The organism is Novipirellula aureliae, assembly GCF_007860185.1.
GTDB classification, from domain to species: domain Bacteria; phylum Planctomycetota; class Planctomycetia; order Pirellulales; family Pirellulaceae; genus Novipirellula_A; species Novipirellula_A aureliae.
Map to the genome: position 1 here is coordinate 570,975 of NZ_SJPY01000004.1, position 22,692 is coordinate 593,666.

The following is a 22,692-nucleotide window of genomic DNA, read 5'->3' on the forward strand; positions in this document are numbered from 1 at the left end:
AAAAGCATCAGCAGAATCACCAGGAATCGTATACCTCGGTTAGGGAAAAGGCAAATCCACCAGAATCATGCTCTGTCCCTAACTGACCACCTTTGCCGGACACTTGGTCATTTCCCATCAGGAAACAGCGTCGGCATGTCCGATTGTAGAGATGGGCGATAACGACCTCTTGCGGATCAAACACTTCGCTACGTGCCAACCGAACCATCACACACCTCCCGAGAGAAAAGCGTCAGCAGAATCACCAGGAATCGTATACCTCGGTTAGGGAAAAGGCAAATCCACCAGAATCATGCTCTGTCCCTAACTGAACACACCTCCCGAGAGAAAAGCGTCAGCAGAATCACCAGAAATCGTATACCTCGGTTAGGGAAAAGGCAAATCCACCAGAATCATGCTCTGTCCCTAACTGACACCTAACTGACACCAGAATCATGCTCTGTCCCTAACTGAATGCTCACCAGAATCATGCTCTGTCCCTAACTGAATGCTCACCAGAATCATGCTCTGTCCCTAACTGAATGCTCACCAGAATCATGCTCTGTCCCTAACTGACACCAGAATCATGCTCTGTCCCTAACTGAATGCTCTGTCCCTAACTGAAGGCGAGGTGGTTCCATTCCATGCGAGCAAGTCGTCAGACTGAGCTCGAACGCGATTTCCCGAGGCATGTTGTTTGTGCGTGGATTGGCAACAGTGAAGCGGTCGCCATGAAAAATTAGCTGCTTGTGACCGAGGAAGACTTCGCCAAGGCGGCGCAGAATCCGGCGCAGTTGACCTCGGAAACGACGAAAAGTGGCGCAGAATCCGGCGCAGCAAGGAACACGCAAACTTCCGCAAAGCGCAAAGAAAAACCCGCAAAACACAGTGGAAATGACGTTTCCGACGTGTTTTACGGGTTTAAAAAGGTGGAGGTAGACGGACTTGAACCGACGGCCTCCTGCGTGCAAAGCAGGCGCTCTCCCAACTGAGCTATACCCCCGAAGAAGTGAGAAGTTTGAAGAGTGAAGGGTGAAATGTCAATTGGGCTTTTCACCCTTCACTCTTCTTTCTTCAAACTTCCCAAGTGGGCGTACCAGAACTCGAATCTGGGACCTCGTCGTTATCAGCGACGCGCTCTAACCAACTGAGCTATACGCCCGAATTTCTCTGTGACAATCTGTCTCGAATCGACTTTCGGGTTGGCGATTCTTTTGTCACGGCCAAAGTTTACGCAAACTGGTTAGCCTGTCAAAGGGAAGTGACCTCGAATTTCACGTTTTCTCGACTCTTTTCGGCCTATAGCCTCGATTCAACCCTTAAAACCAGTTCTTGCGAATATATCTTTTCGGCTGAAGGTGCGTCATCACTTCAATTATTTCAGCAACATAGGCTGATCGGAAACCTGAATCTGCTTGCCACCAACGATCTTAGCGAAAAACGTGTTTGGGGTCCTCGCAAAAACATGTCAGATTTCGTAACGTAACCGTTCGAGATGCTTCTGTAACCTTCACGCCCTAAAAGAAGATCAAAGAAGATGCCTGATACGGGTACTTGCGACTTCCCTTTTCCTGCCGATTGGCATCGCCGTGATCTGCTGGAACTTCAATGCCTCGAGCCCTATGAGATTCAGATCTTGCTCGACACGGCCCAGTCGATGAAGGATCGAACGGAGGGTGGCCGTAAAAAGCTATCTCTTTTAGAGGGGAAAACGTGTGCCAATTTATTTTTTGAGAACAGCACGCGGACGCGGTCGAGTTTTTCCTTGGCGGCGAAACGACTCGGGGCCGACACGCTCGAGTTCAGCAGTACGGGTAGCAGCGTTGCCAAAGGTGAAACGTTTGTCGATACGGCCAAAACGATCCAAGCGATGGGTGTCGATTGGGTCGTCACTCGCCACAATACTCCTGGGACACCTCACTTGTTGTCGCGAGAACTTGAATGCAGCGTGCTCAATGCTGGCGATGGGGCTCACGAACATCCGACGCAAGGATTACTGGATATGCTGACGATTCGTCAGCATCGCGGTCGACTCGACGGGTTGACCGTCGCTTTGGTCGGCGATATTGCCCATAGCCGGACCGCCCGCAGCAATCTTTGGGGTTTGAGTAAATTAGGTGCCCACGTGATCGTTTGCGGTCCTCCGACTTTGGTCAGTCCACGGTGGGGGGAAATCGGGTTCGAGGTTGCTCATAGCCTGGACGAGATCCTGCCTCGATGCGATGTTTTGAACTTGCTGAGAATTCAATTCGAGCGACAACAAGCACGTTATTTCCCCAGCGTTCATGAATACGCGGCTCTGTATGCGATGACAGCCGAGCGAATGCGGAGGGCAAAAGACGACATTTTGATTATGGCACCGGGGCCGATCAATCGAGGTGTCGAAATCACACCTGAAGTCGCCGATGGTCCTCAATCGGTGATTCTCGAGCAGGTGACCAATGGCATCGCGGTTCGAATGGCCGCCCTTTGGTTACTGGCCGGTGCATCGGATCGACAAGCCGCTGCCGGACAATCCGCTCGCTTCAACGAACCCCCAACTCATCCTGAAAAACCTTGGTCATAGCATGTCCGACTTGTTGATTGAAAACGGCCGTTTAATCGATCCGAGCCAAGGAATTGATCGCCAAGCTCGCTTGCTGATCCGCGCTGGTATCGTCGCTGCGATCGACCCGGAGGATGAAGTGATCCCAAGGGGGTGTCCTACGATTGACGCCTCGGGACTCCTTGTGGCACCGGGGTTAGTCGATCTTGGGGTCGAGATTCGCGAACCCGGCTTTGAAGAGGACGAGACGATTCAATCGGCCAGCGATGCTGCTTTAGCAGGTGGTTATACGTCGATTTTGTGTAACGCCAGTACGACACCGGTTGTTGATTCGCCTGGAGCCGTTGAGTATGTGCGTCAGAAAGCCGCTTTGGCGAATGGTGTGCGTTTTTATGTCATCGGATGCTTAAGCCGCAACCAAGAAGGCGACCAAATGGCCGAGCTTCGTCTGATCGCGGGTGCCGGTGCGGTCGCGATTAGCGATGCTCCCAAACCAATGGTCAACGATGCGCTCCTAAAACGGTCGCTTGATTATTGCCGAATGCTCAAACTCTTGATCATCGATCGGCCGGAAGTCCCTGAATTGGCGGAATGCGGAGTGATGCACGATGGCCAGGTTTCATTGGTGCTCGGATTAAAGGGCTTACCGACTGAGGCCGAAGATTTGGCTGTTGCCCGAGATGTGCGGCTTGCCGAAGCCACCGATGGTCGACTGCACGTAGGCCCCGTCAGCACGATGGGTGCGGTCGATATGATTCGTCGCGTCAAGTCGCGTGAGATCAAAGTGACCGCGTCCGTTTGTCCTCACAATTTGTGTCTGAACGATCGCATGCTGGAATCGTTCGATTCGCGATTTAAGGTCCACCCACCACTTAGAAGTCCGCGGCACGTGCAAACGCTCAAAGAAGCGGTTGCCGACGGCACGATCGATGCGATTCAAAGCGGGCATATGCCGCGGAGCCGCGAAAAGAAGATGAATGACCTGAATACCGCGCCGTTTGGTGCTGCCGCGCTCGAAACGACACTCTCGACCATAGCGACATTTATGGTCGAAGAAAACGTCATTGACTGGTCGACTGCGATCGATCGGCTTTCGTGTTCGCCTGCAAGAATCGCTTCGGTGCCTGGCGGTACGCTATCCGTGGGGTCTGCTGCCGATATCGTGATCATCGATCCCAGCAAACAATGGACGGTCGATCCGTCACTTTTTCGATCCCACTGTATCAGTAGTCCACTCGACGGACATGATCTGAAGGCGAGAGTGACCCACACCATTGTTGGCGGCGTTGTCCGTTTTCAATTGGTTCCGGACCTGAATCGGATCGCCAACTGTTCTGACCAATCGTAACAATCCTTACCTCTACAAAACTCACAAAGTTATCAACCATGACATCTTCAACGATTCAACCCGTATTGATTGCTGGCCAATGGCGTTCATCGGATCACGACAAGACGTTTCAAGCTACCGATCCGAATAAGAATGAATTGCTCGATCAAACGTTTCCGATTAGCAATTGGTCGGACTGTGATGCGGCTCTCGATGCCGCTGCGGCAGCCGCGATCGAACTGCGAAAGCTACCTTCTGCGAAGATAGCCGAATTCTTGAATGCTTATGCCGACCGAATCGATGCAGCGAAAGAATCGCTTGTCGAAGCAGCATTCGCAGAGACCGGGTTAGCCAAGTCACCTCGCTTGGCAGACGTCGAGTTGCCGCGCACGAGTAATCAATTGCGGGCCGCGGCCGCTGCCTGCCAAAGCGGTGACTGGGCGATGGCGACGATTGATACGAAGGCCGGAATTCGATCCTGTTTCGAATCACTCGGTCCCGTTTGCGTATTTGGACCCAATAATTTTCCATTTGCATTTGGAAGCGTTTCGGGAGGCGATTTCGCAGCTGCGATTGCAGCGGGGAATCCGGTCATCGGCAAAGCCAATAGCTCCCATCCCGAAACCACTCGTTTGTTCGCAGAAATCGCACTCGAAGCCCTCAAGCAAACGGGGCTTCCGCTTGCAACCGTTCAATTGATCTATCGCAGTTCCCATGCGGATGGCGAACGACTCGTCGCAGACCCGCGACTCAGCGCAACGGGATACACGGGAAGCCGATCCGCGGGGCTAAAACTGAAAGCCGCTGCGGAAACTGCTGGCAAACAAATCTACCTGGAACTTTCCAGCGTAAATCCCGTTGCGATCACCCCGGCGGCTCTCAAAGAACGTGGCGATGCGTTAGCGGAAGAATTTGTTGGTAGCGTGCTAATGGGGTCAGGCCAATTTTGCACCAACCCCGGGATGATTTTGCTGATCGATTGCGACGAGTCGGAAGACTTTATCGATGCGGTCAAAGAGCGGTTCGAGGCTGCAGGTAGCGGAACGCTCTTGTCGCCCGCTGTGGCGAATAGCTTGTCCGCAAGTGTCAAAAAACTGTGCGGAATTGGAGCAACACTGGTTACCGGTGGTGGCGATCCGGCTGCTGATCGCTGTGCCTATGCAAACACGTTACTTCGTGCCGATGGCGCCGATTTCCTAAAGGATCCCGAAGGTTATCAAACGGAGGCGTTCGGCAACGCGACGCTATTGGTCGTCGCTGATGATTTGGACGAATTAACTCAAGTCATTCGGCAATTGGAAGGTAATTTGACCGGTTCGATCTACACCGAGTCCGGCGACGCCGACGAGGACGCTTATCAGGCGATCGAATTTGAACTCAAACCAAAGGTTGGACGTCTGCTCAATGACAAGATGCCGACTGGCGTAGCCGTTAGCCCCGCGATGAACCATGGCGGCCCCTATCCTGCGACCGGACATCCCGGTTTCACCGCTGTCGGTGTTCCCGCGTCACTGGTTCGCTTTGCCAAATTGACCTCGTTCGATAACATTCGCGGCAATCGCTTACCCGAGTTGCTACGAGATAAAAACCCGACTGGCAAAACATGGCGACTGGTCGACGGCGACTGGACTCAAGCCGATCTGGCATAGAATCACCAATCGATCCAAGACTTTGTGTTGGCAACATCTCTCTTTGTCAAACCGCCTCGGCGAGCTTGCTTGATTCCATACTTCATCACGTTCAATCCATCGACGGAATGAGCGTCGGTATTGATGACGATGGGAATACCATGCCGCCGGGCGGCGGCTAAATGAATGTCGTTTAAATCCAAACGGGCCGGGTTGGCGTTTAGTTCCAGCCATTTGTTATGCGACTTTGCCGACTTCATGATCGCTTCCATGTCGGCATCATAGGCGGGCCGGCGGTTGATTAGTCGTCCGGTGGGGTGGGCAATGCAGTCAACGTGCGGGTTTTCGATCGCTCCAAGAATCCGCTCCGATATTTGCTCACGCGATTGCTTTTGCCCGTAATGCACGCTTGCCAAAACCCAATCGGCCTCTGCCAAGCAATCGTCCGGAAGATCCATGCCCCCTTTTTCTAAAATGTCGCACTCGATTCCTTTTAAAATTTGCAAGCGTCCATCGTACTCTTTGCGGATCTCATCGATTGCCAACCATTGTTGACGCAGTCGCTCGGCGTCCAAGCCGGACGCCATCGTCACTCGTTTACTGTGGTCGGTAATTGCGATGTATTGAAGTCCTCGCTTGATCGCCGCATCCGCCATCTCGCGAATCGAGGCATTCCCGTCCGTCGCCGTGGTATGCATATGCAGATCGCCGACGATATCGGAGAGTTCGATTAGCTCGGGCAAGGCATCATTGCGTGCCCACTCGAATTCATCTCGGTCTTCACGAAGCTCGGGTGCAATCCATGGTAATCCAACGGACTGATAAACACTTTGTTCGGTATCGCCGGCAACCTTCGAACCGTCATCATTGCGGAATACGCCATACTCATTGATTTTCAAGTCGCGTTCTTTGGCGAGCTTGCGGAGATGAATGTTGTGAGCTTGGGAACCGGTGAAGTATTGTAGCGCCGCTCCAAATTGGTCTGCATCGACCAAACGCATATCGACTTGAAAGGCTTTGGCGACTCGAATCGAGATTTTTGTATCGCCACGCATGATCGTCCCTGAACGGCCCGAGAACGATTCAAAGAAGTCCATTGCAGCGGTTCGGTCGCTGGCAACGACTAACAAATCCAAATCGCCGATCGTTTCGCGACCTCGGCGATAGCTACCTGCCCACTCAATCATCTCGATTGCCGTGCATGTTTTCATGTAGTCGCCGATGGTGGTAGCAAGTTCATCGCCGGTGGCCCAGTAGATACGTTCGGAGGCTTGTTTGGCAATTTGCAAGCCGTCCAAAATCATGGTCTCGGTTTTCGCACCAAAGCCCTTTAGCTTGCTGACCAAACCTTCCTGGCATGCTCGCTTAAGGTCGTCGAGTGATTCGATGTCGAGTAATTCGTAGAGTTTAGCCGCCTTTTTGGCCCCCAATCCAGGAATCCGCGATATTTGAATGACGATGGGAGGAATGGCTTCACGCAGTTCTTCAAGTTGTGGGAAGGTGCCCGACTCGAGCAATCGCATTGTTTTTTCAGCAAGCGTTTTGCCGATACCGGGCAAGTCGGCAAGCTCTCGATTGGGATCGTCTGCGATTGCCGCAATCGGCTCATCGAGATCGCGAATCGCCTGGGCACCGCCTCGGTAAGCCCGAATTCGAAACGGATTCTCGCTGCGAAATTCCATCAAATCCGCCATCTCATCAAAAAGATCTGCAATCGTTGTGTTTTCCATCGATTCTATTTCCATCTGCCGTTTACAGGATATCGATTCAGTACGATTCACCAAAAGCATTTTCACCACTCGCTCCCAAGCGGTGAAACAATTCACCATCACGTAGCCGTGTCTCTCCGAGACACGAAATTCCGCACCATCACGTAGCCGTGTCTCTCCGAGACACGAAATTCCGCACCATCACGTAGCCGCGCCTCTCCGAGACATGGAATTCCGCGTCTCGGAGAGACGCGGCTACTACTCGAATCAACGCCTGGTCGCGAACGATGGCGGAGCGAACAACGGCGATCACGAAATCGATCCCCCATTGCGAAAGGTCGTCGAGAGTATAGCCCAACCTTTTTTTGAAGGTAAGCATTGAGCAGCGAGCATCCAGTCGCACGAAGACCATACAGGGTGTACGCGTTGTCGGTTGGGCCCGTTTTTTGCGTCTTTCACCCGCAATCGTTTTCGGTCAGGATGTCCCGTTGCAGACTTCGGCGATTTCGCACAGAATAGGCCCCATGGTCAATTCGGAGGGTAAGCGAATTGGTGAGCGGCCTCATTGGAACTGAGGTACCCCGTAAGGGGCTGCGAGTTCGAGTCTCGTGCCCTCCGCTACTTAGCTACTTGTCGCATTGCGGCAAGTAGCTATTTTTTTGGGATTCACGTCGTTTTTCGTTTTAAGTAACTCGATCCTCCCCGTCGCTCATGGGTGGGAGGCCAAATCGAAACGAACCTTGTCGCACGTTCTCGAGTAGCAGCGTTCATGATCATTCGCGATGATTTCGCGGTCGAGGTGCCAGAAATTTCAGTTGGAATCACGACTTCTGACTGACCACTTGGATTCGGTGGCGTCAGTTCGCTTTTATTCTTTGTCTTGGCAAGTGTGGCCCAAATCGGGTCGTTGTGGTAGCCTTCTTATTGAGCGAGGTGATGCCAGCAAAGGCTCGCCGCACTCGTCCATCTAGCCTGCCAGAGGTCCAATCGTCGCAGCGTTTGTCGCGGTAGAAGCACATTCCGACAAGGCCGATAAAGTAAGATTTTTTTTGTGGCTGTGGCTTCCAGCCGCAGCTTACTGGGGGCAAGATTCCCCAGCCTCTCTTTATGCCATGCCCAAAATCAAGCGGTGACAAAGCACCAGAGAACATTTTCCTCTCGCATCTGAATCAGATAGAAGTATGTCTTCACGACGCCCCCCCTGCAAATCCGAACTACTCATCCCTGCCGGTTCGCTTGAAAAACTGAAGGTTGCCGTTCTTTACGGAGCCGACGCCGTCTATCTGGGCACGCCGGACATGAGCTTACGTACAAAATCGGATTTCACACTTGAAGATGTTGTCGAAGGAGTCCGGTTTGCTCATCGATATGGCGTTCGCGTCTATTTGACACTCAATCTATTTGCCCACAACAAGGACGTCAGGAAACTCGACACCTTCATCGCCACCGTTCGTACGGTGGCGCCTGATGGGTTAATCGTGGCCGATCCGGGCGTGTTTCAATATGTTCGCAGCCGAGCACCGGATCTACCGCTACACGTTTCCACGCAAGCGAATGTGTGTTCGTCGCTCGGCGTCAAGTTTTGGAAATCGCAGGGAGCCGAGCTGGTGGTGCTGGCACGTGAAGTCTCATTCGAAGAACTATCCGAGATTCGTCGCGATTGCCCCGACATCAAACTGGAGGCGTTCGTGCATGGAGCGATGTGCATGACCTATTCGGGACGCTGCTTGCTGTCGAACTTTATGTGCGAGCGTGGGGCGAACCAAGGGAATTGTGCAAATAGTTGTCGCTGGAACTACAAGTTGCACCTGAGGCTCAAAGACGGAACAATCGAAGAGCTCGTCGTCGACGATTCGAATCGTGAGTTGTTCGAGTATTTGCTGGAAGAAGAAGTAAGGCCAGGCGATTTGATGCCAATCGTCGAAGACGAGCGTGGATCGTACATTTTGAACAGCAAAGATCTTTGTCTGTTGCCAAAACTGGATCAGTATTTACATTTGGGAATCGATTCGCTCAAGGTCGAGGGTCGTGGTAAAAGCATGTACTACGTAGCCGTCGTTACGCGGGCCTACCGGATGGCGATCGATGCGTGGTCGCGAGATCCAGAAAACTGGACGCCCGCCCCCTTTATTGCGGAACTTGATCGAGTGCCCAGCCGCGGCTACACGCTCGCCTTTCACGATGGGCGTCTAACCCACTTGGCTCACGGCTACCAGCACACCGGGCAAGTCGCCGATGTGGCTTTCGCAGGCTACATCGTCGACCACGAACGCAATCAAGGGGGGGAGGCCATTATCGTCGATGTTCGCAATCGCCTCGATGCCGGAGAAGTGCTGGAGTTTGTTCCGCCGTCGGATGCGGAAGTCATACGGCTGCGACTTTACGAGTTTGAAATTGTGGGTCGATCCAATCGAGCCGATACGGTGCATCCAGGGCAAGGATTACGGCTACGGATTGCTCTTTCCCTTTTTGACCAAGAAGACCTTGCAACCATCTTGGATCGGTTGCCCATTCATACGGTGATTCGCAAAGAGAAACCGCTCACCGAATCAGAGTATGCCCGCGTCAAGATGGACCGAGCTGCCCGTCGCCTTGAAACGGGTCGTCATGAAATGGGTGACGGCAAATCGAGCCGCGACCAAGAGCTTTATCAAGTGCACCAAATCGAGCTAAAAGAGGCTCGACAAAACGAGGCGACTCGCCGTGAACCAAGATTTATTCGCATGGGGAATAAGGGCTGCTGCGGAAAGGGCTGCAATGGCTGCCTCGTTTTTTGGCAAGATCCTGCTTACGAAAAAGGACGAGAATTGATGAAATCGAAAAAGCTCGGTGAACGATTGAAGTGAGACCACTTCGGAAAGTCGGGTTTGTTTGCTATTCTGTTTGGTAATTTGAAATTTACTTCCTCACTTTACCGGAACAGACTCCGTGCCTCGTCGAGACGACATCAAAAAAATACTGCTTATTGGCAGCGGTCCCATCGTTATTGGTCAAGCCTGTGAATTCGATTATTCAGGAACCCAGGCCTGTAAAGCGTTGCGTGAAGAAGGCTATGAAGTCGTGTTGGTCAACAGTAACCCTGCGACCATCATGACCGATCCAGGAACTGCCGATGCGACATATATCGAGCCATTGACTTGGCAAATCGTGGAAAAAATCATTGCCAAGGAACGTCCTGACGCCCTACTTCCAACCTTAGGTGGTCAAACGGGCCTGAATTTGGCGATGGACCTGGAAGCCAACGGAGTGCTTAAGAAATACGGCGTCGAAATGATCGCCGCCGATGCTCAAGTGATCGCGAAAGCGGAAGAACGGGACCAATTTAAAGAGGCAATGGAAAAGATTGGGCTCGACGTTTGTACGGGTCGAACGATCACCACGCTGGCCGAAGCCCGCCAAGTGCTTGCGGAAGTCGGCTTGCCCGCCGTCGTTCGTCCCAGTTTTACAATGGGGGGATCGGGTTCCGCCATCGCTTACAACCGCGACGAGTTCGACTCACTCGTACAATCGGGACTTGATCAATCACCGGTGAGCGAGGTCTTGATCGAAGAATCGATTATTGGCTGGAAAGAATATGAAATGGAGGTCGTTCGCGATCGCGACGACAATGTGGTCATCATTTGTAGCATCGAAAACTTTGATGCCATGGGGGTTCATACAGGTGATTCGATCACGGTCGCGCCCGCCCAAACGCTGACCGATAAAGAGTACCAGCGGATGCGTGATGCTTCATTGGCAGTCATCCGTGAAATCGGAGTGGAAACAGGCGGCAGCAATATCCAATTTGCGATCGAGCCGAATACGGGCCGAATGATTGTGATCGAGATGAACCCTCGAGTCAGTCGGTCGAGTGCGTTGGCCAGTAAGGCGACCGGATACCCAATCGCCAAAGTCGCTGCCAAGTTGGCCGTCGGCTACAGACTTTGGGAATTGCCAAACGATATCACCAAGAAGACCAAGGCTTGCTTCGAACCGACAATCGATTACGTCGTCACCAAGATGCCTCGTTTTGCTTTCGAGAAATTTCCCGAAGCCGATGCAACGTTGACGACTCAAATGAAAAGTGTCGGCGAAACGATGGCGATCGGACGCACATTTAAAGAGTCGATGCAAAAGGCGCTTCGGGGCCTGGAAGTCGGTGCGTTTGGATTTGGTTGTGACAACAAGGATTTGTGGGGCACGGATGCTCAACCGGACGGGGATACCATCCGAGCAAAACTCAGCACGGCTGGTGCCGAACGTATTTTCTATCTCCGCTATGCCATCAAAGCGGGTTTGTCGATGGACGAGATCTTTGAATTGACGAATATCGATCGTTGGTTCCTCGACCACTTGTTCCAAATCGTGGAAGAAGAAGATCGCTTGATAGCGATCGGTTCACTGTCGGCAATGACCTTTGACGACATGTGGCAGGCAAAACGGAACGGCTTCTCCGATCGGCAATTGGCAAAATTGTTGTCCAGTACGGAATTGAAGGTTCGCGACAAACGATTGAGTTTAGGAGTAAAGCCAGTCTTCAAAAGCGTCGATACCTGCGCTGCCGAATTCGAAGCCTACACGCCGTACTACTACAGTGCCTATGAAAAGGAAGACGAGTTACCACCCAAGGCGGACAAGAAACGAATTATCATTTTAGGTGGTGGTCCCAACCGAATTGGGCAGGGGATTGAGTTCGACTATTGCTGCTGTCACGCCAGTTTCGCGCTTCGCGAAATCGGCATTGAAAGCATCATGGTGAACAGCAATCCTGAGACCGTCAGTACCGATTATGATACGTCCGACATCCTGTTTTTTGAACCGCTGACCATCGAAGATGTCTTGAACATCTGTGATGCGGTCCAGCCCGATGGAGTGATTGTACAATTTGGTGGTCAAACGCCACTCAATTTGGCTCGTGGATTGAAGGATGCGGGCGTCCCGATCATCGGAACGAGTGTCGAGACGATCGAAGCTGCCGAAGATCGTGAATTGTTCCAAAAGCTGATCGAGGAATTGGGGCTGCGGCAACCGCCGAGCGGAATCGCCCGCAACATGGACGAGGCCCGTCAAGAAGTGAAAAAGATTGGTTTTCCTGCTCTGGTACGTCCCAGCTTTGTGTTGGGCGGACGGGCGATGGAAATCTGCTACGACGCCATTCAGTTCGAACGATACGTTGCCGAAGCGTTCATCGTCGCGGACGGCCAACCGGTACTCATCGATCACTTCTTGGAAGATGCCACGGAAGTTGATGTCGACGCGATTTCCGATGGAACCGATTGTGTCATTATGGGCATTATGGAGCATATCGAGGAAGCCGGCGTCCACTCCGGTGATTCAGCTTGCGCGATTCCGCCCTACAGTTTAACTCAGCCCATTTTGGCGGAAATTCGCGAAGCGACCAACAAGTTGGCGATGAAGCTTAACGTGGTTGGTTTGATGAATATTCAATATGCAATCAAGATGCAGGATGGAACTCCGACGTTGTATATCTTGGAAGTCAATCCGCGCGCGAGTCGTACGGTACCGTTTGTCGCCAAGGCGACCGGCGTGCCTGTTGCCAACATTGCAACCAAGGTCATGACGGGTAAGAAGTTGAAGGAGCTAGGTATTACGTCAGAGCCGATTCCACGCCACGTGTCGATCAAAGAAAGCGTCTTCCCGTTCCGCAAATTCGCTGGCGTTGACATCGTGCTCGGGCCTGAAATGCGAAGCACCGGCGAAGTGATGGGAATTAGCGAAAAGTTCTCGCTGGCATTTGCAAAGAGTCAAATTGCAGCGGGTTCGGTACTGCCCGATAGCGGCAAGGTGTTCATCAGCTTGGCACCGCGGCATAAGGATGCGGTTGGATCGCTCGGCAAAGAATTATGCGACCTCGGCTTTGAATTGTTGGCGACCAGCGGCACAGCAGCCAAATTGAGAGAGGCCGGCGTAAAGGTCACGCAAGTCAAAAAGATTGCCGAGGGCCATCCCAACCTGATCGACTACTTGAAGAATGGTGACGTCCAATTGGTTGTCAACACGCCGAGTGGCAAAGGAGCGAGAACGGATGAAGGAAAGATTCGTGCCGCAGCGGTGCAAGCAGGTGTTCCATGTATCACCACCGTCGATGCAGCGGACGCCGCCATCCGTGCAATGGTAGCTGTCAAAGAAGGATCGCTCGAAGTCGAATCCCTTCAAAACCGCTATGCCAATTCTTAAGCATAGGTCTTATGTTTCGGCCTCCGGCCTGTGTAACAGTGAAATATGTCCTCACCTGGTTTCCTGTCATCGATCGATCGAATAGCCCCGAGTTAGCCAAGACGTATGAAAGACGAATTGAAAGCGGATGGAGCAAAGCCAACAGCAAACGCCTCCCCTGAGGCTGACAAGAGCTACTCGCCTGGCGATTTGCGTTTGTTGGTAGTCGATAACGAAGCCGCGCATGCTCGCGCAATGACTGAAAGTCTGGAAAAGGTTGGCTATCGTTGTGACGTCGCCACCAGCGGCCCAGAGGCGGCAAAGATTATTGAACGAGAAACATTCGATATCGTCATTACCGATATGGTAATGAACGATGTCGATGGCATGAAGATCTTGGCGCTGGCAAACAAGCAATTGCCGGATTGTGAAGTCGTCATGGTGACCGGACATGCGACGGTTCCGATCGCCGTCGAAGCGATGCAGCAAGGTGCCTTTAACTTTCTCGAGAAGCCGATTACCCCTAATCGACTACGCGCAGTCGTCGAAAAAGCAGCGGATGCTGTTGCATTAAAACGCAAAAACACCGAATTAATGCAGCGGCTCGATGAGCGATTTGGGTTCGAGGGCATCATCTACACCAGCAACAAGATGCAAGACGTGATCGACCGCGTGCGGCGAATTGCGGCAACCGACGCCACGGTGTTGATTACCGGTGAAAGCGGGACGGGCAAGGAGATGATTGCACAGGCGATCCACCAGAATAGTCCGAGACGAAACAAGCGAATGCGTTCGCTTAACACGCGGGCGATTTCGGAAAATCTTGTCGAGAGTGAGTTGTTTGGTCACGTCAAGGGATCATTCACCGATGCGGTTGCCGATCGCGTCGGTGCCTTTGAGTACGCCAACGGCGGTACTTTATTCCTCGACGAAGTCGGGGACATGCCGATGAACACGCAGATCAAGTTGCTCCGCGTCTTAGAGGAAAACCAAATCTCGCGTGTCGGTGACAACAAGACGATCAAAGTCAACGTACGGTTGATTTCCGCAACCAATCGACCACTTGAAGAGATGGTCGAGTCGGGTGTGTTTCGCAACGATTTGTACTTCCGTTTAAAAGTGGTCACGATCGAATTGCCGCCATTGCGAGAACGCCGAGATGACGTGATCACGCTGATGGATCATTTTCGAAAAATGTTTCTGCGCCGACATGATAAACCATCGGCTCATTTCACACCCGCTGTGACGAAGCGTTTTTATGCCTACGATTGGCCTGGCAACGTCAGACAATTGCGCAACTTTGTCGAAACAATGATCGTTTTGGACAATGACAAATCGCTCGACCTCGATGATTTGCCACCTGAGTTACTCGAAGAATCAGCAGAGCAAGCTGCCGAGCAAGTGGCTGACATGGGAGGTCCGTCCAACTTGATGGACAAGACACTTGCTGAGATCGAGCGTTGGGTGATCGAAGAAAAACTCAAAATGACAGGTGGCAATCGAGAAGAAACCGCCAAGCAACTCGGCATCGCACCGCGTACCTTGTATCGACGTTTGGATCAGTATAGCAAGGAAAAGAAATAGCCACGACATCGGTAGCGGAGCTTGTTAAAGATCCTGACACATGAGGATCTTTAACGAGATCGCTGACTTCCACCCTCGTTATCTAATCGCCGGTGCATGCGTTATACCCGTCATTTGGCTGCCTTTTTAAAACTTGTAGAGCAATAGCAACGAGTAGTAGACGTCGTTTCGCTTGGCTCCTTGCGGGGTGCTGTCATAGCGATCGGTCGCCGCTAACTTCAGACTCAAGTTATCGCTGCCGTCGAGTAAAATTTCCCACGACACATCGCTGACCAGACGATAGTCGGTAAAGTCCTCCCAAGAGGGGAAGTAATCGATCTTGGCCTTCACTTTTTGGCGACTGGTGATTTGTCGTTCGCCTTCAATTCCGAAAACGCCTTCAGGAGTCCACTCGTCAATCGGTGCTCCGATTTCTCGCGATGCACCGGCACCAAAGCGAGTTACCAAAGTCGTATCGTCGGTGCGGAACCAATGATACCCAATACCTCCGTTAAGGTTGAGCCTTAAGTCAAACGCCTTGAATGCGTCCCATTCCATCCCATACTTCCCGAACAATGACCAAGCCGATTCGCTAAACATGCGGTCATAGTCAATGTTGAATCGTCCATTGTCTTCGGTCGTCACGCGACGGCTTGTTGCGATCCGATAATCGGTATCGATGGAGAAAGTATAGAGGTCGGTTTTGCGTTTGAGTTCCAAGCCGGTTTGTAACGCCAGCGTTTCCGCGTTTCCACTACTACCATCAAGTCCGAATTCGGCATTGCTATCCCAGCCCTTCATCCATCGAATTGGATACTGATACCAACGCAATACCTCTTCTTGCAATGGAGGAGTTTCAATAACGATCGGTTCCGATTCAAAATCGGTTTCGCGAGGCGGGGTGAAGGTCGACTCGTTGTCCTCCATGTTTAAATCTGGAACGCCATTGGAGGCCCCGTTCGAGACCACCGGCGGTGCTAATCCCTGGCCAATTGGTGCCGAATCGTCCCAATAGATTGCTTTCGGTTCCCCGAGCATCTCGAAATCATTCACTGACGGACCAACCAATTCGGGTGGCATCCCCGTTCTGGCAATCCGCGTACTGTCATTGGTAGCCCCGATTCCAATCGCTTGCATGGAAGGATCAAAGGGGACGGTATAGGGTGCGGTTGAAGTCGGAGCCTCCACCGAAACCTGTGCAATTGGCGAATCAGCAATTGGGGTCGGTTCGGCATACCGAGAGCCATTCCAGGTCGAGACACCTTGCTGCCAGAGCGGTATTTCCGCGATCGAATTGCCGTCGACCTCACTGGGTGGTTGGGCAGCTACCGAAACGGAGGTCGATAGACTGGATACCGCCAGGAAAACGGTCCAGACAAGACAAGCAATACCAATGGCTCGATTCTCTTGGCGAGCGTTTGTCACGGAGGAACACCTGATAAAAAAGGGAGATCATTTCATTGAGCAAACTTCTGTTTATCAGAAAGCCGTGGAGGCTGTCACCATCGATTTTTCTGGATCTCTCGAGTGCAACGTCAATAGAAAACAATTAGGGTTGGTCGTATGTGAATGCGCATCTGTCGAGCAGATAGCTGGTGTGCCGACACACCTTGAAGAAGTTCGTCGGCATCGCGTCAAATGGCTTCGCTACCACGTTCACCGGTGCGGATGCGGATGCAATCATCCATTGGCAAAACAAAAATCTTACCGTCACCTATCTCGCCAGTTTGGCCTGCTTCTAAAATTGCATCGACCGTCGGTTTGACGAACTCTTCATTGACCGCGATTTGAAGCTGAACTTTGCGGAGCAGATTCACGCTGACTTCGTGACCACGATAAATTCCTGTTTGTCCTTTCTGGCGACCAAATCCTTGGCAATCCATTACCGTCAAACGGTAAACGTCCACCCTGGTTAACGCTTCCTTGACCGCTTCAAGCCTAGTGGGCTGAATGATGGCGATGATCAGTTTCACGATAAATTCACTTGTGACCTAGTATTCGGTAAAATTCAATGATAGCCATTCGCATCGTTTTTCTGTAGCCCTAGCGGAAAGCGAAAAAACACCTAACAAAAAACCGGTTCGCCTTTGCAGGCGAACCGGCTAATCACAAAATTCTTGGAAGACAAGGGTGAAAAAACCCCGGCTCGGACGAATGAGGCGGACATTCGCCACGAGCCATTGGGGCTCCTTCTGGCCCAGGCAAGAGCCAAGAAGTTGCGTTTAATGAATAGATTATCTGAACCCTGGAAGCATTGGCTTCCACACCGGGCTGCTCCGCCGGTCACACCTGTGAGATCCTATCTCGTGTGAAGCCGACGGAGCTGCGGTGGGTAGGTTTTAAGCGAGTCTCTCCGAGACTCACCGTATTTTCTCGTAGGCGAGTCTCTCCGAGACTCGCAGCTTTATTTCGTAGGCGAGTCTCTCCGAGACTCGCAATTTTTTTAGCGTCTCGGAGAGACGCTGCTACTGACTCGCAATTTTTTTAGCGTCTCGGAGAGACGCTGCTACTAGCTCGCAGCTTTTTCAGCGTCTCGGAGAGACGCTGCTACTAGCTCGCAATTTTTTTAGCGTCTCGGAGAGACGCTGCTACTGGCTTGCCGCTTTTTTAGCGTCTTGGAGAGACGCTGCTACTAGTTGACCGCACCGCCGGCGATCACGTCTGATGGGTAGGCATGCATTCCGTGTTCGGAAATATCCAAGCCAGCCGCTTCGTGCTCTGCAGAGACTCGTAAGAATCCGATTGCCTTGAGTGCGAAGAACAGAATAGCCATCGTCGCAAAGGCCCATACAACGATGACGCCCGTCGATAAGCACTGAACCCAGATGAACTCACCACGGCTCAGCAAGACATCGTTTACTTCCGGCAGCTCGCCGAACAAGCCGGTCGCCAAGCCACCCCAAACACCGCACAAACCGTGAACAGGCCATGCACCGACGGGGTCATCAATCTTGACCTTATCAAGCAGCACAATACCGAGTACGACCAAGGCACCGCCGATGGCACCGATAAGAAGTGATTCACCCTGGCTAACGCGATCGCAGTTCGCTGTGATCGCAACCAAACCGCCGAGTACACCATTGAGTGCCATCGTCAGATCGGGCTTGCCGAACAATGCCCAGCCAGTAACCAGTGCTGTCACTGCACCCGCAGCTGCAGCTAAAGTCGTTGTGAGTGCGATATAGGTTGTCGCTTCCGCATTGGCAGCACCCGAGTAAGTCAATTGGCTACCAGGATTAAAGCCATACCAACCCACCCAAAGGATGAAGACACCAAGTGCAGCGAAGGCAATGTTGTGCCCAGGAAGCGGTACGCTTTTCCCATCCGATGTGTAACGTCCGAGCCTAGGCCCTAAAGCGATCGCACCAGCCAATCCTGCGAAGCCGCCGACCGCGTGAACAACGACACTTCCTGCGAAGTCTTGGAAGCCCATCGCATCCAAGAAACCGCCGCCCCATTTCCAACCACCACTGATCGGATAGATCAATCCCGTCAGAAACGCACTGTAAATCAGATACGCACCAAACTTCATCCGTCCCGCAACGGCACCCGAAACGATTGTCGCCGCGGTGGCAGCAAACGCTACCTGGAATAAGAAGTCGGCACTATGGCTGAAACCGTACTCCAAGTTGGGTGTCACATCACGATCAACCCAAGGACCCGCATAGCCGAGGATCCCATCGCCGATAATATTGAAGTCGCCTGGATACATGATCCCCCAACCGACAAAGAGGAACAGGATCACCCCGACCCCCAAATCCATTACATTTTTGGCCAAGATGTTGACCGTGTTTTTGGCGGAGTTCAAACCGACTTCCACCATCGCGAAACCTGCTTGCATAAACAGGACCAAGACGGCACAGAGAAACATGATCAACGTATTGATGGTATAGTCGAGCGAGGCACCTTCGGTAACCGGTGCGGCCTCTTCAACGGCGGCATCGACTGCGCCCGCGTCGGTAGCGACTTCAACATCCATGGAAACTGCAACTGGCTCATCCTGAGCCGATGCAACCGACGCGAGCGGCAGACCGACTCCCATCATCCCTAAACACATCAAAACGGCTGTGCACATCACAATGTGCAGTGGTACTCTAAAACTGTGGAACATTCAAACGCCTACTTTCTTGCTTCTAGGAGGTGAAACCGTAAACGCCGGCGCGCTACGATACTCCTGTAGCAATCCGCCAACGGTCATGAACTGCGGTACCTTCAAGGTTTCTCACCATCAACTCCTGCCCGGGCCATCAATCAATCGCTCGCGAGCTAATCGCTGAAGAAACAGGTACCGCTTCAACGAAACCCATTCGTTAGCACGGGGCGGACCAAAACGAATGATCCATACAACAATGACATCGCAAGTGCTTTCCGACAAATGAGTTAAAAAAACAAGAATGTTTTGTGAAGCTGCGGTTCCTGAGGTGCCAGCCCCCCGGCAAGCCAAGCGATTAAGCACGCAGCCAGTGGTCTGCATAGAATCTGGGCAGGCAGGGCGTTGTGAGCCGTAGCTCCGGTTTCTCGTGCACCCGATTGTTGATTGCAAGAAGACGCAGACCTGGCATCGAGAGCTTTCCCGCATGGACGCCGTCCAACTTGGAACGCGGAGCGACATCGGCGGCGTTCGCTGCCTACGAAAAAAAGACGAGCCTCTACTTTCGCAGAAACCCGCCTTCTCAGGATGGTATTTTACGTTTGCCAGTTGCCTAGAACGTAAAGACCGAGTCGATTCCGAACGTGCTTTGGCTATCGCCATCCTTCAAACCGATGTTTTCTTGCTCATCCCAGTCCCAACGCATTTCGGGTCGGATCGTTACATTGGCATGAGGCCGATAATTTACGCCGAGCGTGAGCGCGTAGATGTCTGTATTATCACCCACCGGGACCCCCAGCGTGCCTTCGGTCTGATACCATTCGAATCGGGCACCGACAGCGAAGCAATCATTGATGCTGCGAATCAGGTATTGGTTGATTCCAAACGTTTCACGAACCGTGCCGCCAACGCGGTCTTCACTCGACAAGAGGTCGCTTTGGAAAACGTACTGCAAATCGTCGGTCAACGAGACGTCAGCAACGAGCGAGTGCATGTAGCCTTTCTCGAATGCGTCTTGGTTGTTCGCAAAAACGCCGCCGACGACGGCATATGTCAAAGCCACATCGTCGGAAATGGCCAAAGACGCACCGCCGAGGAACGAGTCGCCGTTGTCGTCGAAACCGCTATCCCAGCCCATGACGTAGCCACCATAAAGGTCGACTTTCTCCAGCCCCGAATAGGTCGCCAAGGCTCCGGTGTGCGTAAACGGTTCGCTGTTGTACATCGTGTAGGCATGACTATAGAAGAAATTGCCGGTCGCTTGGACCACTTCCCAGCCGATGATTGTGTAGAAATGACCTGCCTTGACCGACCAATCACCGTAACCGACTTCCGCGTACAACTGAGGAATCGCGTGCCCGTAATCGGGGCCGTTATTCCAGTCGTTGTCCCAGCTGTCGTTGTCGATTCCAAAGGCTTGGGTATCTTGACCGTCCGTACCGTAGATGTAATCCATTCGTCCACCGATGTCGAATCCGTTTGACGTATCGATTGCCTTTTCCGCGTACAACCATCCTTGTTGTAGTTGCACATTGTCGGGCCGTGTGTTGAACGTTCCGTTTAACCCTTCGCTGTGGTATCCCACGCTGGCCCATCCGCCCATCGAAAAGTTTCCACATTCGCCAAACAGCACAAGTGGATCACCGAGGTCGCATTCGCAGCCACGATCAAAAATGCTGTAGCCGGTTTCGTCACAGAAATTGTCGCATGAATCGAATCCACAACTCGGCTCCGCGCTGCATGTTGGCTCGAATCCACAACTTGGCTCGGCGACTTCACAACCGCAGGAAATATCACCATAGGAGGTCTCGCCACATTGCTGGCAAGAGACCTGGGCGATGCCAGCATGCTGCTCAGCGTCTGTTTGGTAATACTCCCGATTTCCATCGGCGGCAAAGCCGGTACCACAACAGAGCATAGCAGCCAGTGCCAAATATTTTCGTTTCATTTTCGTGGACTCCCCCGTCCTTACCGCTTTTCTGCTTACCAATCATCTCGCTTTCATCCGAACCGCTACCCATGAGCGGTCCAGCGAGAACTAATCGCCTAAACCGAACTATCGGCACGATTCATTCAGAGAATTGAGTCGGAAGCGGTGCAAGTGAGGGGTTCTTTGGGGACGATTGTTCCCGTATGGTAAGATGTGCCGGTTAGGCGAAGAAAAAGCCCCGGCTATCCAAATGGAGATAGCCGGGGCTCATTTTGTTTCAGTTCTTTCTTTAAGCTTTTGCCTAGAAAGTGATAACCGAATCGATTCCGAACGTGGTTTGATGATCTCCATCGTCGAGACCAATCAACTGGTCGTCATCCCAATCCCAGCGGATTTCGGGACGAACGACAACGTTTGCGATCGGACGATAGTTCAATCCCAAGGTCAACTCGTAGACGTCGCTTTGTTGCAGCGTGTCATCCGTGTCGTCATCTGGGGTTCCATTGTCATTGTTGAAAACACCTTCTTGATCGTACCATTCGAAACGTCCGCCAACTGCCAAGCGATCGCTAAGCGTATAGATCAAGTATTGGTTGATACCAAATGTTTTCCGAGAGGTTGCACCCGTGCGATCATCGGAGTCGAGATAGTCGCTTTGGAAGATGTATTGCAAGTTTTCCGTAAGGGCCAAATCGGCAACGATGGACTGCATGTAGCCCTTCTCGTAAGCATCTTGATTGTTGGCGAAAACGCCTCCGACGGTTGCATAAGTTACAGTCAAATCGTCCGAGAGTGCGACGGACAATCCACCGAGGAACGCATCGCCGTTGTCTTCGAATCCGCTATCCCAGCCAAGAACGTAGCCACCATAAGCGGTGACGTTGTCGTTCACGTTGTACGTAGCCAAAGCACCTGTGTGCGTAAACGGCTCGCTGTTGTACATCGTGTAAGCATGGCTGTAGAAGAAGTTACCGGTCGCTTGGACAACTTCCCACCCGATGATCGTATAGAAGTGACCTGCCTTAACCGACCAATCGCCGTAACCGACTTCCGCGTACAACTGAGGAATCGCGCTTCCGTAATCGGATCCGTTGTCCCATCCGTTGTCCCAGTGGTCATTGTCGATACCAAAGGACTGCGTATCTTGGGCGTCGGTACCATAGATGTAATCGATGCGTCCCCCGATATCGAAACCATGTGACGTATCGATTGCTTTTTCCGCGTACAACCAAGCTTGTTGCAGTTGCACCTCGTCAGGCCGGCTATTGAACAACGGCAAAGCCTCATTGTGATAGCCAATCGAAGCCCAACCACCAGCACTCCAACCATTGTCGGTCGATCCGAACAATTCTAAAGGATCGCCTAGCGATCCACCGCCGAGACAGCCTGCGGGACCGCAGCCACTATCACAACCGCTGTCGCAGCCAAAATCGCATGATGGCTCGACCATTTCGCATCCACAGACAGGTTCGCCACAATCGCAGTTCGATTGTTCGAAACATCCTACTTGTGAAATGCCGTATGCTTGGTCTGCTGAAGCGACCCCGGCATTCACGCCGCAGGCCAACATCGCAACCAGAGCAAGTTTGCTAATTTTCATCTTGTGTTCTACTCCCCAAAATCCGTAACGGGTGAAATTTCTTTTTTTTTGGCAATTGCCGCGTGATCTCCCACAACGATGGCTCGCTATTAGGACTCGCGAGATAACCATCTCCCGCTCTAGGTCGCTCGAGGCCGAACTTCCGCCTGACTACCTCTTTTGATC

Annotated in this window: 13 protein-coding genes and 3 tRNA genes; 7 read left to right on the plus strand and 9 right to left on the minus strand. The window is 52.3% G+C overall.

Annotated elements, in window-relative coordinates:
* Nucleotides 1–16: 16 nt before the first annotated feature.
* The 3 genes from Q31b_RS14580 to Q31b_RS14590 form a co-directional block, all read right to left on the minus strand.
* Nucleotides 17–208, minus strand: coding sequence for a hypothetical protein (locus tag Q31b_RS14580; RefSeq protein ID WP_146600391.1), 192 nt, complete (start codon nucleotides 206–208; stop codon nucleotides 17–19).
* A 701-nt stretch (nucleotides 209–909) separates the two neighbouring features.
* Nucleotides 910–982, minus strand: a tRNA-Ala gene (locus Q31b_RS14585).
* An 85-nt stretch (nucleotides 983–1,067) separates the two neighbouring features.
* Nucleotides 1,068–1,141 (minus strand) — tRNA-Ile (locus tag Q31b_RS14590).
* A gap of 375 nt (nucleotides 1,142–1,516) precedes the next feature.
* On the opposite strand from Q31b_RS14590, the gene Q31b_RS14595 reads away from it, so the two are divergent.
* From Q31b_RS14595 to Q31b_RS14605, 3 genes are read left to right on the plus strand one after another with little or no spacing between them, the layout of a single operon-like run.
* On the plus strand, nucleotides 1,517–2,545 hold the full coding sequence (locus Q31b_RS14595) for an aspartate carbamoyltransferase catalytic subunit (RefSeq protein WP_146600392.1): 1,029 nt from the start codon (nucleotides 1,517–1,519) through the stop codon (nucleotides 2,543–2,545).
* A gap of 1 nt (nucleotide 2,546) precedes the next feature.
* Complete coding sequence (locus tag Q31b_RS14600; RefSeq protein ID WP_146600393.1) at nucleotides 2,547–3,872, plus strand: dihydroorotase; 1,326 nt, start codon at nucleotides 2,547–2,549, stop codon at nucleotides 3,870–3,872.
* A 38-nt stretch (nucleotides 3,873–3,910) separates the two neighbouring features.
* Nucleotides 3,911–5,500, plus strand: a complete 1,590-nt coding sequence (locus tag Q31b_RS14605; protein WP_146600394.1) for an aldehyde dehydrogenase (NADP(+)) — start codon at nucleotides 3,911–3,913, stop codon at nucleotides 5,498–5,500.
* 2 nt (nucleotides 5,501–5,502) lie between these two features.
* Here Q31b_RS14605 and polX read toward each other — a convergent pair whose 3' ends face one another.
* A complete protein-coding gene (gene polX, locus Q31b_RS14610) occupies nucleotides 5,503–7,209 on the minus strand; it encodes a DNA polymerase/3'-5' exonuclease PolX (RefSeq protein ID WP_146600395.1) in 1,707 nt (568 codons plus the stop codon).
* A 514-nt stretch (nucleotides 7,210–7,723) separates the two neighbouring features.
* Between polX and Q31b_RS14615 the strand changes: the two genes are divergently transcribed.
* The 4 genes from Q31b_RS14615 to Q31b_RS14630 all read left to right on the plus strand — a co-directional run bounded on the left by Q31b_RS14615 (nucleotide 7,724) and on the right by Q31b_RS14630 (nucleotide 14,928).
* Nucleotides 7,724–7,806, plus strand: a tRNA-Ser gene (locus Q31b_RS14615).
* A gap of 563 nt (nucleotides 7,807–8,369) precedes the next feature.
* Nucleotides 8,370–10,034, plus strand: coding sequence for a peptidase U32 family protein (locus Q31b_RS14620; RefSeq protein WP_146600396.1), 1,665 nt, complete (start codon nucleotides 8,370–8,372; stop codon nucleotides 10,032–10,034).
* An 82-nt stretch (nucleotides 10,035–10,116) separates the two neighbouring features.
* Nucleotides 10,117–13,365: a carbamoyl-phosphate synthase large subunit gene (gene carB / locus Q31b_RS14625; RefSeq protein ID WP_146600397.1), complete on the plus strand. Its 3,249-nt coding sequence runs from the start codon at nucleotides 10,117–10,119 to the stop codon at nucleotides 13,363–13,365.
* 105 nt (nucleotides 13,366–13,470) lie between these two features.
* Nucleotides 13,471–14,928 (plus strand): sigma-54-dependent transcriptional regulator, encoded by a 1,458-nt coding sequence (locus Q31b_RS14630; protein WP_146600398.1) that lies wholly within the window; start codon nucleotides 13,471–13,473, stop codon nucleotides 14,926–14,928.
* 126 nt (nucleotides 14,929–15,054) lie between these two features.
* Here Q31b_RS14630 and Q31b_RS14635 read toward each other — a convergent pair whose 3' ends face one another.
* From Q31b_RS14635 to Q31b_RS14655, 5 genes are all read right to left on the minus strand, one after another.
* Complete coding sequence (locus Q31b_RS14635) at nucleotides 15,055–16,332, minus strand: DUF481 domain-containing protein (RefSeq protein WP_231617579.1); 1,278 nt, start codon at nucleotides 16,330–16,332, stop codon at nucleotides 15,055–15,057.
* A gap of 209 nt (nucleotides 16,333–16,541) precedes the next feature.
* On the minus strand, nucleotides 16,542–16,880 hold the full coding sequence (locus tag Q31b_RS14640) for a P-II family nitrogen regulator (RefSeq protein WP_146600399.1): 339 nt from the start codon (nucleotides 16,878–16,880) through the stop codon (nucleotides 16,542–16,544).
* A gap of 659 nt (nucleotides 16,881–17,539) precedes the next feature.
* Nucleotides 17,540–18,952 (minus strand): ammonium transporter, encoded by a 1,413-nt coding sequence (locus Q31b_RS14645; protein WP_146600495.1) that lies wholly within the window; start codon nucleotides 18,950–18,952, stop codon nucleotides 17,540–17,542.
* Between the two features lie 658 nt (nucleotides 18,953–19,610).
* Entirely contained in the window at nucleotides 19,611–20,945 is a 1,335-nt protein-coding gene (locus tag Q31b_RS14650) for a porin (protein WP_146600400.1), read from the minus strand.
* A 283-nt stretch (nucleotides 20,946–21,228) separates the two neighbouring features.
* Nucleotides 21,229–22,527, minus strand: a complete 1,299-nt coding sequence (locus Q31b_RS14655) for a porin (RefSeq protein ID WP_146600401.1) — start codon at nucleotides 22,525–22,527, stop codon at nucleotides 21,229–21,231.
* Nucleotides 22,528–22,692 lie beyond the last annotated feature (165 nt).